This window comes from Streptomyces fildesensis, from assembly GCF_016107395.1.
GTDB lineage: Bacteria > Actinomycetota > Actinomycetes > Streptomycetales > Streptomycetaceae > Actinacidiphila > Actinacidiphila fildesensis.
In genome coordinates this window covers 39894-52418 of the sequence record NZ_JAAIKO010000005.1, presented here as the reverse complement: position 1 = coordinate 52418, position 12525 = coordinate 39894, and the positions used below count along the sequence as shown (strand labels likewise).

General features: G+C 70.9%; 10 protein-coding genes. 7 read left to right on the top strand and 3 right to left on the bottom strand.

Going from position 1 to position 12525, the window contains the following annotated elements; all coding sequences use genetic code 11:
• The first annotated feature begins 177 nt into the window (after positions 1-177).
• From C6N31_RS10165 to C6N31_RS10140, 6 genes are read left to right on the top strand one after another with little or no spacing between them, the layout of a single operon-like run.
• Complete coding sequence (locus C6N31_RS10165) at positions 178-1518, top strand: ABC transporter substrate-binding protein (RefSeq protein WP_138353834.1); 1341 nt, start codon at positions 178-180, stop codon at positions 1516-1518.
• A gap of 15 nt (positions 1519-1533) precedes the next feature.
• Positions 1534-2409, top strand: coding sequence for a carbohydrate ABC transporter permease (locus tag C6N31_RS10160; protein WP_138353833.1), 876 nt, complete (start codon positions 1534-1536; stop codon positions 2407-2409).
• A 1-nt stretch (position 2410) separates the two neighbouring features.
• Complete coding sequence (locus C6N31_RS10155; protein ID WP_138353832.1) at positions 2411-3244, top strand: carbohydrate ABC transporter permease; 834 nt, start codon at positions 2411-2413, stop codon at positions 3242-3244.
• A 42-nt stretch (positions 3245-3286) separates the two neighbouring features.
• On the top strand, positions 3287-4540 hold the full coding sequence (locus C6N31_RS10150; RefSeq protein ID WP_138353831.1) for a glycoside hydrolase 5 family protein: 1254 nt from the start codon (positions 3287-3289) through the stop codon (positions 4538-4540).
• A gap of 11 nt (positions 4541-4551) precedes the next feature.
• Complete coding sequence (locus C6N31_RS10145; RefSeq protein WP_138353830.1) at positions 4552-6666, top strand: endo-beta-N-acetylglucosaminidase; 2115 nt, start codon at positions 4552-4554, stop codon at positions 6664-6666.
• 14 nt (positions 6667-6680) lie between these two features.
• On the top strand, positions 6681-9755 hold the full coding sequence (locus C6N31_RS10140; protein WP_198357429.1) for an alpha-mannosidase: 3075 nt from the start codon (positions 6681-6683) through the stop codon (positions 9753-9755).
• A gap of 157 nt (positions 9756-9912) precedes the next feature.
• On the opposite strand, the gene C6N31_RS10135 is transcribed toward C6N31_RS10140, so the two are convergent.
• Positions 9913-10470: a DoxX family protein gene (locus C6N31_RS10135; protein ID WP_138353828.1), complete on the bottom strand. Its 558-nt coding sequence runs from the start codon at positions 10468-10470 to the stop codon at positions 9913-9915.
• 105 nt (positions 10471-10575) lie between these two features.
• Here C6N31_RS10135 and C6N31_RS10130 point away from each other — a divergent pair, with 105 nt between their 5' ends.
• Positions 10576-11043: a MarR family winged helix-turn-helix transcriptional regulator gene (locus tag C6N31_RS10130; protein WP_138353827.1), complete on the top strand. Its 468-nt coding sequence runs from the start codon at positions 10576-10578 to the stop codon at positions 11041-11043.
• A gap of 23 nt (positions 11044-11066) precedes the next feature.
• Here the strand turns inward: C6N31_RS10130 and C6N31_RS10125 are convergent, their stop codons facing one another.
• Positions 11067-11555: an SRPBCC family protein gene (locus tag C6N31_RS10125; RefSeq protein ID WP_138353826.1), complete on the bottom strand. Its 489-nt coding sequence runs from the start codon at positions 11553-11555 to the stop codon at positions 11067-11069.
• 24 nt (positions 11556-11579) lie between these two features.
• Complete coding sequence (locus C6N31_RS10120) at positions 11580-12416, bottom strand: DeoR/GlpR family DNA-binding transcription regulator (RefSeq protein WP_138353825.1); 837 nt, start codon at positions 12414-12416, stop codon at positions 11580-11582.
• Between the last annotated feature and the right edge of the window lie 109 nt (positions 12417-12525).

The following is a 12525-nucleotide window of genomic DNA, read 5'->3' as shown; positions in this document are numbered from 1 at the left end:
TAATGCGCTTGAGCTAATGACTACTAAAGCGCATTAGTTTTGTGGCCTGAACTGCTCTCACCTGCACATATGTGAGATGGCGCGAATTCATCTCCGGTTAACCGTTGACGTTGCTCGCAACGCGGGTGCAGCCTTACGTCGCCCCCCTCCTGGCCCGAGCGAAGGAGCTTGTCAGCCATGTCCGTATCCAGTGGAAGAACCCGTGGAGAGCGCGGCAGCAGCCGCGGCGCCACCCGTAGAACAGCCGTTGTCGTCGTCCCCCTGCTGCTGTCGGCGCTGACGCTGACCGCCTGCGGATCCGGCGGGGACGATGCCGGCAGCAGTGCCGACGGCAAGATCGAGGGCGACATCAGCTTCCAGACCTGGAACCTGCGGGCGAACTACAAGGACTACTTCGAGGGCCTGGCCAAGGACTTCGAGAAGCAGAACCCCGGCGTCCATGTGAAGTGGCTCGACCAGCCCGCCGAGAACTACGCGGACAAGCTCAGCGCGGACGCGGCAGGCGGCACGCTCCCCGACGTCGTCAACGTCTCGCCCGACCTGTCGTACCCGCTGGCCAAGGCCGGCGTGATCATGAGCCTGGACAAGGAGCCCGCCGCTGCCAAGTTCAAGGGCGACTACACGCCCGAGGCGTGGAAGGGCAATGAACTGCCGGGTCTGGAGGGCTCGTACGCCTTCCCCTGGTACCTCAACACCGGCCCGCTCTTCTACAACAAGACGCTGTTCCAGAAGGCCGGCCTCGACCCGGCCAAGCCGCCGAAGACCTACGACGAGCTCTTCGCGGACGCCAACACCATCGCGGTGAAGTCCGGCGGGAAGACCGCCACCCTCGCGGGCACCCCGTCCATCGAGGACTTCGGCCGCTACGGCGTCCCGCTGATGAACGCCGACGCGACCAAGTTCACGTACAACGACGCCAAGGGCACCGAGCTGCTCACCAAGTACCTGGAGCTGTTCAAGAACGGCGGCCTCGATTCCCAGGCACTGACCAGCGGCCCGGACGCCGTCGGCCAGAAGTTCCTGCAGCAGAAGGTCGCGATGAACCCGGGCAGCGCGCACGACCTGGGCACCTTCAAGCAGAACGCGCCCGACCTGTACAAGAACCTCGGCATCACCGACGCGCCCAACAACACCGGCCACCCCAACATGTACGTGATGGGCATGGCGGTGAACAGCAAGAGCAAGCACAAGGCCGCGGCCATCGCCTTCGCGCACTTCATCACCGACAAGCAGAACCAGGAGTCGTTCGCGCACAAGGTCGCGATCTTCCCGAGCACCGCCGGCTCGCTGGACCAGCCGTACTGGACCCAGGACGACGGCACCGACGAGGGCCGCATCCGGGTCGCCTCCGCGCGGCTGCTCAAGGGCGCGGTGAACTACACGCCGGTCGTGATGACCGACGAGATGAAGACCATCCTCAAGAACGAGGTGGCGAAGGCGCTGCAGGGCAAGAAGTCGCCGCAGCAGGCTCTGGACGACGCGGTCAGCCAGAGCGACAAGCTGCTCAAGCAGAGCTGAGCGGGCGGACCCGACATGAGTGCACGGACCCACCGGGCCGCCAGCCCCTGGCTGTTCCTGCTGCCCGGCCTGGTGATCATCGCCGCGTTCAGCCTCTACCCGTTCATCAGCACCGTCGGCACGGCCTTCACCGACGCCCGCACCCTGACCCCGGGCCACTGGGTGGGGCTGCGGAACTTCCAGGACATGCTGGACGACGAGCAGTTCTGGACCGGGCTGCGCAACAGCACGCTGTACGTGCTGCTCGTGGTGCCGTGCACCGTGCTGCTGCCGCTCCTGCTGGCCCTGCTCGTCCAGAAGCAGGTCCCCGGCATCGCTTTCTTCCGCTCCTCCTTCTACACCCCGGTCGTCGCGTCGGTCGTCGTGGTCGCGCTCATCTGGGTGTGGATGCTGGACGACCGCGGGCTGGTCAACGGGATCCTCGGGTACTTCGGGACCGGCCCGGTGGAGTTCCTCAGCGACCAGTGGCTGCTGCTGTTCAGCGCGATGGCGCTGACGGTGTGGAAAGGCCTCGGCTACTACATGATCATTTACTTGGCGGCGCTGGCCAACGTGCCGAAGGAACTGCACGAGGCGGCCGCCGTGGACGGTGCCGGAGCGGTCCGCCGCTTCATCAGCATCACCGTCCCGGCGGTCCGCTCCACCATGGTGCTGGTCGGCGCGCTGTCGTCGGTGGCGGCCTTCAAGGTCTTCACCGAGGTCTATCTGATGGCGGGCCCGACCGGCGGGCCGGCCGGCGAGGACACCACCATCGTCATGCTCGTCCAGCGCGTCGGCACCGGACTGTCGGGGCGCACCGGATACGCCTCCGCGCTCTCCGTGGTGATCTTCGTGGTCACGCTGGTCCTGATGCTGCTGGTGCTGCGTGCCGACCGCAAGGACGGTGAGTGACATGGGCGGCCGTATGCCCCGCTGGCAGCTCGTCCTCCGCTACGTCCTGCTGCTCGCCGTCCTGGCCGTCACCATCGGCCCGTTCCTGTGGCAGCTGAGCACCTCGCTCAAGGGCCCGACCGAGGACATGTACAGCTACCCGCCGAAGCTGCTCCCCGAGCATCCGACGCTGGACAACTACTCGGGCGTCGCGGACATCATCCCGGTCTGGGAGTACGCCCTGAACTCGCTCAAGGTCGCGGCGGCCAGCGTCGTCACCAACTGCGTGGGCTCCGCCCTGGCCGGTTACGCGCTCGCCCGGCTGCGCTTCCGCGGCCGCAAGCTCGCGACCACCGCCTTCGTCATGGCGCTGCTGGTGCCGTTCGAGTCCATCTTCATCGCGCAGTTCACCACCATGCGCGATCTGCAGCTGAACAACACCCTCATCGCCGTCGTGCTGCCCGGCTGCATCGGCGCGATGAACGTGCTGCTGATGCGGAACGCGTTCAGCCACCTCCCGTACGAGATCGAGGAGGCCGCCGTCATCGACGGCGCCAACGTCTGGCAGCGCTTCGTACGGATCGCGCTGCCCTCGGTCAAGGGCACGCTGGCGGTCGTGGCGATCTTCTCGTTCATGGGCGCCTGGGACGACTTCCTCTGGCCGCTGATCGTGCTGTCCGACCCGGACAAGTACACGCTGACCGTCGGGCTGAACTTCCTGCACGGCACGTTCGCCAACAACCCCAGGCTCGTCGCCGCCGGGACCATCATCGCTGTAGCCCCGCTCATCGTCATGTTCGCCTGCCTGCAGCGGTACTTCTTCCGCGGCGTGGGCGAAGGCGCCGTCAAGGGCTGAGCCTCCGCTCCCCTTCTCCCCGCACTGAGGACACCGCACCGGATGAACGCAATGCGCTTCGGCGTCAACTACACGCCCACGCGCGGCTGGTTCCACCACTGGCTCGACTTCGACCTCGACGAAGTCCGCGCCGACCTGGACTCCATCGCCGCCCTCGGCCTCGACCACATCCGGGTCTTCCCGCTCTGGCCGGTCTTCCAGCCGAACCGCACTCTGATCAGGCCGCGCGCCGTCGAACAGCTCGTCCAGCTGGTCGACGCGGCCGCCGAGCGCGGCCTCGACACCGCGGTCGACGGGCTGCAGGGCCACTTGTCCAGCTTCGACTTCATCCCCTCCTGGACCACCACCTGGCACCGCCGCAACCTCTTCACCGACCCCGACGTCATCGACGGCGAGGTCAGCTATCTGCGCACGCTCGCGGCGGCGCTCGCCGGCCGGCCCGGCTTCCTGGGCATGACCATCGGCAACGAGATCAACCAGTTCTCCTCAGGACCGCACCCCGACCCCGACCGGATCACCCCCGCCCAGGCCGAGTCCTGGCTGCGGCGGGTGTTGGCCGCATGCGAGGAGGGCGCGCCCGGCAAGTTCCATCTGCACGCGTCCTACGACGCGGCCTGGTACCAGGACGACCACCCCTTCACCCCCGGCCACTCCGCCCAGCTGGGTGCCGCGACCGCCGTCCACTCCTGGGTGTTCAACGGCACCGCGCAGCGCCACGGCCGTACCGGCACCGCCACCGAGCAGCACGCCGCCTATCTGATCGAACTGTCGAAGGCCTGGGCCACCGACCCGCACCGGCCGGTGTGGCTGCAGGAGGTGGGCGCGCCCGCCCCGCACATCCCGGCCGGGCACGCCGCCGAGTTCACCGAGGCCACCATCGCCGCGGCGCTGGACTGCCCGGACGTGTGGGGCGTCACCTGGTGGTGCTCGCACGACGTGGACCGCGCGCTCGCGGACTTCCCCGAGCTGGAGTACAGCCTGGGACTGCTCACCACCGACCGCACGGTCAAGCCGGCGGGCGCGGCCGTCGCCCGCGCCGTCGAACAGTGGCGCGGGCGCGAGCACCGCCCGGCGCCGCGCACCACCGCGCTGGTGGTCGACGCGGGCGACCGGGTGAGCGCGCCCGCCCGCTCCGTGTGCGCGCCCGGCGGGGCCTTCTTCGAGGCGTGGATGCGACTGGCCGCCACTGGTGCCCGGCCCACCGCCGTACTCGCCGAACTCGCGGGCGACGCCGGTCATCTGGCGGCCCGTGGCATCACCGAGGTCCTCACCGTCGATCAGGTCGAACACCCCTAGGGAGCGCACCGATGACCGAGCACCGCAGCTCTGCCGACCCCGCCTCCGCCCTCCCCGCCGCGGACCGGTCCCGGCCCTCCCGCCGCCGGGTCCTGATCGCCGGGGCCGGCACCGCGGGCCTCCTCCTGGCGCCCGGCCTGCCGGCTGCCAGCGCGGCAGCAGGAACCGCACGGAACCTGCAGCCCCACGCCTCGTACTGGTTTCCCGACAGCCTCCCCGCCGGGACACCTGGTGACGGCATCCAGTGGCGCAGCCTCAAGGCGTGGACGCCGGAGACCGACCCGGACCTGGCGTTCAACACCGCGAGCGTCCCGCTCGCGGCCCGCTTCGCGCCGCCGCCCGCCAACACCACGGCCCGCACCGGCCAGGCGCGGATCTCCGGCCTGGCCGCGTTCGACCACACCGCGGGCAACCCCTCCCAGGGCTCCGCCACCGCCGACTACTACGCGCTGACGCACTGGGCGTACCTGGACGAGCTGGTGTTCTGGGGCGGCTCGTCCGGCGAGGGCCTGATCCTCGCCCCCAACGCGCCGGTGGTGGACGCCGCGCACCGCAACGGCGTGCCCGTGCTGGGCACCGTCTTCCTGCCACCGGTCGCCTACGGCGGCGATCTGCGGTGGACCCGCGACCTCGTCCAGCGCGGTGCCGACGGCCGGTTCCCGATCGCGGACCAGCTGATCCTGGTCGCGCGGGCGTACGGCTTCGACGGCTGGTTCATCAACGCCGAGACCGGCGGCGGGGACGCGGCGCTCGCCACCGCCATGCGGGACTTCGTCCAGTACCTGCGCGCCCACGGCCACGGCCTGCGCGTCACCTGGTACGACGCGATGACCGACACCGGAGCCGTCGACTGGCAGAACGAACTCAACCCGCGCAACCAGGAGTTCTTCACCGCCGCCGACACGATGTTCGTCAACTTCGACTGGAGCAGGTCCGGCCTCGCCGCCTCCGGCACCCTCGCCGGGGAACTGGACCGCAGCCGCTACGCGCTGTGGGCCGGCATCGATGTCGAGTCCCGCGGCTGGGACACCCCGGTCGACTGGGACGCGATCGTCCCCGCCGACGCGCGGCATGTCACCTCGTACGGCTTCTACCGCCCCGAGTGGACCTGGACGAGCCTGCCGGCGGACCGGCGCGCGCCCGGCGACTTCCACGCCCGCGACGACCGCTTCTGGACCGGCCCCTCACTTGATCCCTCGGCACCGCGCAGCGGCACGGGAGGCTGGCGGGCGCCGGCCGAATCCGTCGCCGACCGCTCCACGCTCACCGCGCTGCCGTTCGCGACCACCTTCAACACCGGGCACGGCCTGCGCTGGTACGAGCACGGCACCGCGTCCTCCGACACCGCCTGGAACCACCTCGGTCTGCAGGACCGGCTGCCCGGCCGCCGCTGGGTGGTGCACACCGCCGGCGCCCGGCCGGCGGTGGCCTTCGACTTCGCCGACGCCTGGCGCGGCGGCAGCAGCCTGCTGGTGGACGGAGCGCTCGACGCCCCGGCCACGCTGGAGCTGTACGCCGCCCGACTGCCGCTGACGGGTGGCGCGGTGGTGGAACTGACCCACCGCACCGACCCCGGTTCCGGCCCGGTCCGGGTGGAGGTGGCCGTCGCCCTCGACGGCCCGGGCACGCCCGGCACGCCGCCGCGCTTCCGGTACGTCCCCGCCGGGTCCCTGCCCGCCGGCGGCCGCGGCTGGACCACGGCGACCGTACGGCTGGGACAGCCGCACGGAAACGTCCTGCACGTCCTCGGCGTCCGGCTCACCGGATCCGGCGGCACGGCGGTCCGCTGGCGGCTCGGCGGCATCGCGGTGCGCGATGCCGCTCCGAAACCCCCCGCCCGGCCCGGCCTGCCGGCCGTCACCTCCTCGGCCACCGCCGCGGATGGCATCTCGGCCGCCCTGCGCATCGGCTGGCGCCGCTCGGCCGGTCCGGTCCGGCACTACGAGGTGCACCAGGTGCTGCCCGGGGGCGGCCGGCGCTTCCTCGGCGGGACACCCGGCACCGCCTACTACCTGCCCGCCCTGCGGCGTACCGCCGGTGAGGCCGTCACCCGGCTCGAAGTCCGCGCCGTCGGCGAGCTGTTCACCTCATCCGCCCCGTCGTCCGCCGCGTTCACCTGGATCTAAGGAAACCCACCCTCATGCACAGCAACCGAACCGTCACCGAGGACCGGCTCAAGCGGGTCCTCGACGAACGCATCCGCCCCGCCGTCTATCCGCAGTCGGTGCCGCTGGACATCGGGATCTGGAACGCCCCCGGCGAGCCCGTCCCGGTGGCCGAGGGCCTGGCGGCGCCTCGTACGCCGATCGAGACCGGTGAGCCCTGGGGCCCGCCGTGGGGCACCAGCTGGATCACCGTGACGGGCGTCGTACCCGACGAATGGGCCGGCCGGACCGTCGAGGCGCTGCTGGACCTCGGCTTCGACGAGAACATGCCCGGCTTCCAGTGCGAGGGCCTGGTCTACCGGGCGGACGGCTCGCCGGTGAAGGGACTCAACCCGCGCAACCAGTGGATCCGGATCGGCGCGCCCGTCACCGGCGGCGAGCGGGTGGAACTGCACATCGAGGCCTCGTCCAACCCGGTGCTGCTCGACTACCACCCCTTCCTGCCCACCGACCTCGGCGACAAGGAGACCGCCGGCAGCGAGCCGCAGTACAAGCTCGCCCGGATGGATCTCGCGGTCTTCGACGAGACGGTGTGGGAACTGGTCCAGGACCTGGAGGTGCTCGGCGGGCTGATGGCGGAGCTGTCCACCGACTCACCCCGCCGCTGGGAGATCCTGCGCGCGGTGGAACGCTCCCTGGACGCCGTGGACCTGCAGGACGTCGGCGGCTCGGCGGCCGCGGCCCGCGAGCAGCTGGCCGAGGTGCTCGCCGCACCCGCGCACCGCTCCGCGCACCGCATCAGCGCGGTGGGCCACGCCCACATCGACTCGGCCTGGCTGTGGCCGCTGCGCGAGACCGTCCGCAAGGTCGCGCGCACCACCTCCAACATGACGGCGCTGCTGGAGGAGAACCCGGAGTTCGTCTACGCCATGTCGCAGGCGCAGCAGTACGCCTGGATCAAGGAGCACCGGCCCGAGGTCTACGCACGGGTCAAGAAGGCCGTCGCGGACGGGCGGTTCGTGCCGGTCGGCGGCATGTGGGTCGAGTCCGACACCAACATGCCGGGATCCGAGGCGCTGGCACGGCAGTTCGTGCACGGCAAGCGGTTCTTCCTGGAGGAGTTCGGCATCGACACCGAGGAGGTGTGGCTGCCGGACACGTTCGGCTACTCGGCCGCCCTCCCGCAGATCGTCAAGCAGGCCGGCGCCAAGTGGTTCCTGACCCAGAAGATCTCCTGGAGCGAGACCAACAAGTTCCCGCACCACACCTTCTGGTGGGAGGGACTGGACGGCACCCGGGTCTTCACCCACTTTCCCCCGATCGACACCTACAACGCCCAGCTGTCGGGCAAGGAGGTCGCCCACGCCGTCCGCAACTTCCAGGAGAAGGGCTCCGCGACCCGGTCGCTGGCCCCGACCGGCTGGGGCGACGGCGGAGGCGGCACCACCCGCGAGATGCTCGCGCACGGCAAGCGGCTGGCGGACCTGGAGGGCTCGGCGAAGGTCGTCTTCGAGAAGCCGTCCGCCTTCTTCGAGAAGGCCCACGCCGAATACCCGGACGCCCCGGTCTGGGTGGGGGAGCTCTACCTCGAACTGCACCGGGCCACGCTCACCAGCCAGGCCCGCACCAAGCAGGGCAACCGCCGCAGCGAACACCTGCTGCGCGAGGCCGAACTGTGGGCCGCCACCGCGGCCGTACGGGCCGGCTTCCCCTACCCGTACGAGGACCTCGACCGGATCTGGAAGACCGTCCTGCTGCTGCAGTTCCACGACATCCTCCCCGGCTCGTCCATCGCCTGGGTGCACCGCGAGGCGGAGGCGAAGTACGCGGCCGTCGGCGCCGAACTGGACCGGATCATCGCCGACGCACAGGCTGCCCTCGCGGGCAGCCCCGCCGACGGAACCTCCGTGCTGTTCAACGCTGCGCCGCACGCCCGCTCCGGCGCCCCCGCGGGCGGCGCCGTCGTCACGGCGCCGTACACCGGCGCGGCGGTCACCGCCGTACCGCGCGAGGGCGGCGGATTCGTCCTGGCCAACGGGCTGCTGAGGGTGGCGGTCGACGCGCGCGGACTCGTCGTCTCGGTCTACGACCTCGAAGCCGGCCGCGAGACGATCGCCCCGGGCGCCGCCGCCAACCTGCTGCAACTGCACCCCGACTTCCCCAACCGCTGGGACGCCTGGGACGTCGACACGTTCTACCGCAACACGGTCACCGACCTCACCGACGTCGACACCCTGGAACTGGACGCCGTCGGCGGCGGAGTGGCGGCGGTCCGGGTGACCCGGAACTTCGGTTCCTCCCGGGTGGAAGAGGTGCTCACGCTGACCGCGGGGGAGCGCCGCCTCGACATCGCCACCGAGGTGGACTGGCACGAGACCGAGAAGTTCCTCAAGGCGGCCTTCCCTCTCGACCTGCACGCCGACCGCACGGCGGCCGAGACCCAGTTCGGCCACCTCTACCGGGCCACGCACACCAACACCAGTTGGGACGCCGCGAAGTTCGAGGCGTGCGCCCACCGGTTCGTGCATCTGGAGGAGCCGGGCTGGGGTGTCGCCGTCGTCAACGACTCGACGTACGGCTACGACGTGACCCGCACCGTACGGCCGGACGCCGAAACCGCACGCACCGGCGGTACCGAGGCCGCACTCAGCAGCGGCACGACGACCACCGTCCGGCTCTCCCTGCTGCGCGCCCCGCGCTTCCCCGACCCGCACACCGACCAGGGCACGCACCGGTTCCGGTACGCGCTGGTCCCCGGCGCCGCGATCGGCGACGCGGTGCGCGAGGGATACCGGATCAACCTGCCCGAGCGGCGGGTGCCGGGCAGCGCGGCGGTGGTGCCGCTGGTCTCGGTGGACCAGGACGCGGTGGTCGTGACGGCCGTGAAGCTGGCGGACGACGGGAGCGGTGACGTTGTGGTGCGGCTGTACGAGTCGGCCGGCGGCCGGGCGAGGGCGCGACTGACGGCGGGGTTCGAGCTGGCGTCGGCCACGGTGTGCGACTTGTTGGAACGTCCGACGGGTGGGGTCGTGGGCGGTGGTTCGGGTGTCGAGCTGTCGTTGCGGCCGTTCGAGATTCGTACCCTGCGGCTGGCTCGGGGCGACGTCTGACCGTTGGTGGTGCGGTCGGGGGCCGGGTCCTCCGGTGGGGGGTTCGAAATCGACTATTTAGGGCCTGGCGGCCCACAAATAGCTCGGCAGCATTTCGAACCCCCCACCTGCGGCCCCGGCCCCCTCACGTCACAGCCGGCCGGAGCGGGGTGTGGGCCTACTTGCGCAGCAGGAGGATGACGCCCGCCACTGCGACGCCCAACACCACAGCCGATGCACCGTAGGCCAGTCGGTGGGAGCGGAGGATGGGGAGGTAGCGGTCGGCGGCCAGGCGGCCGGGGCCGGTCAGGGCGAGGGCGGCGGCGGCCGCGGTCAGCAGCAGTTCGTACTCGACGCCCTGGGGCGCGAAGAAGCCGCCGCCCCACTTCACGGCCAGCGCGTTGACCATGGTGCCGACCACCGCGGCGCCCGCCAGCGGGGTGAGCAGACCGACGGCGAGGCCGAGCCCGCCGAAGGTCTCACTGAGACCCGCCACGACGGCCATCGCCTTGCCGGACGGGTAGCCGCTCATGGTGAAGAACTGGCCGGTCCCGTCGAGGCCGCCCCCGCCGAACCAGCCGAACAGCTTCTGGGCGCCGTGCGCGGCCATGGTGAGGCCGACCGCGAGCCGGAGCAGGAGCAGCCCGGCGTCATAGGCGTGCGGGGTGGCCGCCGCGGTCGCCGGAGCGGGCGCACGGAGGACGGGCGGAGTCAGCTGGGTGGTGGGGGAGGGCATAGGGCGGTTCTCCTGGGGTGGGGGACGTGGCGTGGTTCAAATTCGAACCACTGGTCCGACCGTATCGGCTAATTCGAATTTGAACAACAGCGCTACGATGGCCCCATGGACAACACGAGGTGGCTCGACGAGCAGGAGATGGCGGCCTGGACGGGCTTCCTGGCGGCGAGCAACCTGCTGGGCCGCCGGGTGGAACAGCAACTGAAGGACGACGCCGACCTCTCGCATCCCCAGTACGAGATCCTCACCCGGCTCTCCGCGGCCCCCTGCGGCGAGCTGCGCATGACCGAGCTCGCCGACGCCCTCCTCACCTCCAAGAGCGGGCTGACCTACCAGGTCACCCAGCTGGAGAAGAGCGGCATGGTCCGCCGGCGGTCCTTCCCCGGTGATGTGCGCGGCGTTGTCGCCTGCCTCACGGACGAGGGCTGGGCCAAGGTCCGCGAGACCGCCCCAGGACACGTCGCCCTGGTCCGCGAGCTACTGATCGACGTCCTCACCCGCGAGCAGCTCACCGCCATCGCGGAGGGCCTGGGCGAGGTCAGCCGCCGGTTGCGCGCGTCCACCGTCCGCTGAGTCCGGTAGCCCCGCACCCCCACCTACTCCGCCCCCGCAAGCCGCCGGTCCAGCGCCAGCACCGCGCCACGGAACGCCCGACCCAGCCCCGGCCGCAGCACCCGCATCAAAAGGCGCAGTGGCGCCGGGCCGTCCATCGCGAAGGTCCACTGCACCAGGCTGCCGGGTCCGACCGGCTCCACCCGCCACTCCTCCAACAGGGCCCGCAGTCCTGGGGCGTTGCACGTGTCCGCCCGGTAGACGTAGCGCTTCGGCGCCTCGTCGACCAGTACCGTCTCCTCGAAGCGGACGCCGCCGGCCAGGGCAACATCGCGGCCCACCTCGGTGCGCCGCGCGGATTTCACCGCGGTGAACCACTCCGGGGTGCTCTCGGTGTCCACGGCGATGGCGCGGTAGACCGCCTCCGGGGACGACGTGATGGCGAGGGTGAAGACCAGACGTACGGGCGCGGTGTCGAGGAAGTCCAGTTCGACGCGGCGCAGGGGGCGCGGTGAGCGCGATCGGCGGGCCATGGGCGCACCTTACGTGACGAGCCGTCAGCTGTCTGCGTCGGTGTCCGTCTCACCCGCGACGACCAGGTCCGAGAGGTACTCGGCGATCTCCGCGCGCAGCACCTCGGGGATGCCGGCGTCCGTGACGAGGGTGTCGACGTCCTCGAGGGAGGCGAAGGAACTGAGGCCCACCGTCCCCCACTTGGTGTGGTCGGCGATCACCACGACCCGGCGTGCCGAGCGCACGAACTGCCGGTTGGTCTCCGCCTCCGCCAGGTTCGGCGTGGACAGGCCGGCCTCGACCGAGATCCCGTGCACGCCCAGGAACAGCATGTCGAAGTGGAGCGAGCCGATCGCCCGGTCCGCGACCGGGCCCACCAGGGAGTCCGACGGGGTCCGTACTCCGCCGGTGAGCACCACCGTCGCGGCGCCGTCCCGGCTCTGTGCTCCCGGCCGGCGCTGGGCGGTGTGGAAGACGTCGGCGACCCGCACCGAGTTCGTCACCACGGTCAGGTCGGGTACGTCCAGCAGGTGGTGGGCCAGGGAGTAGGTCGTCGTGCCGCCCGACAGGGCGATCGCGCTGCCCGGTGTCACGAGCTTGGCGGCGGCCCGCGCGATGGCTTCCTTCGCGCCGAGCTCCAGGCCCGACTTCGCCTCGAAGCCCGGTTCGTGGCTGCTCGCCTCGACCACCGGCACCGCGCCGCCGTGCACCTTCTCCACGACACCCTGCCGGGCCAGCGCGTCCAGATCCCGGCGGACGGTCATGTCCGAGACGTTGAGCTTGCGGGTGAGTTCGTTGACCCGTACCCCGCCACGCCGCCTGACCTCGTCGAGGATGAGGGCACGCCGCTGCTCGGCGAGGAGATTCTGGTTGTCGCTCACCCGTGGCCCTGTCTCTCGTCTCATGCGTCCCGTCGACCGCCATCGAACCACGGTCATCCTTCCATGCGGGAGGCATCAGGGCGTGCGGGGGGTGATCGGGGCTCCGCGG

Coding starts and splice junctions, on each gene's coding strand:
- C6N31_RS10160 (WP_138353833.1), top strand. CDS start 1,534: ATGAGTGCACGGACCCACCGGGCCGCCAGCCCCTGGCTGTTCCTGCTG.
- C6N31_RS10125 (WP_138353826.1), bottom strand. CDS start 11,555: ATGGCCCGCCGATCGCGCTCACCGCGCCCCCTGCGCCGCGTCGAACTG.
- C6N31_RS10145 (WP_138353830.1), top strand. CDS start 4,552: ATGACCGAGCACCGCAGCTCTGCCGACCCCGCCTCCGCCCTCCCCGCC.
- C6N31_RS10165 (WP_138353834.1), top strand. CDS start 178: ATGTCCGTATCCAGTGGAAGAACCCGTGGAGAGCGCGGCAGCAGCCGC.
- C6N31_RS10135 (WP_138353828.1), bottom strand. CDS start 10,470: ATGCCCTCCCCCACCACCCAGCTGACTCCGCCCGTCCTCCGTGCGCCC.
- C6N31_RS10150 (WP_138353831.1), top strand. CDS start 3,287: ATGAACGCAATGCGCTTCGGCGTCAACTACACGCCCACGCGCGGCTGG.
- C6N31_RS10155 (WP_138353832.1), top strand. CDS start 2,411: ATGGGCGGCCGTATGCCCCGCTGGCAGCTCGTCCTCCGCTACGTCCTG.
- C6N31_RS10130 (WP_138353827.1), top strand. CDS start 10,576: ATGGACAACACGAGGTGGCTCGACGAGCAGGAGATGGCGGCCTGGACG.
- C6N31_RS10140 (WP_198357429.1), top strand. CDS start 6,681: ATGCACAGCAACCGAACCGTCACCGAGGACCGGCTCAAGCGGGTCCTC.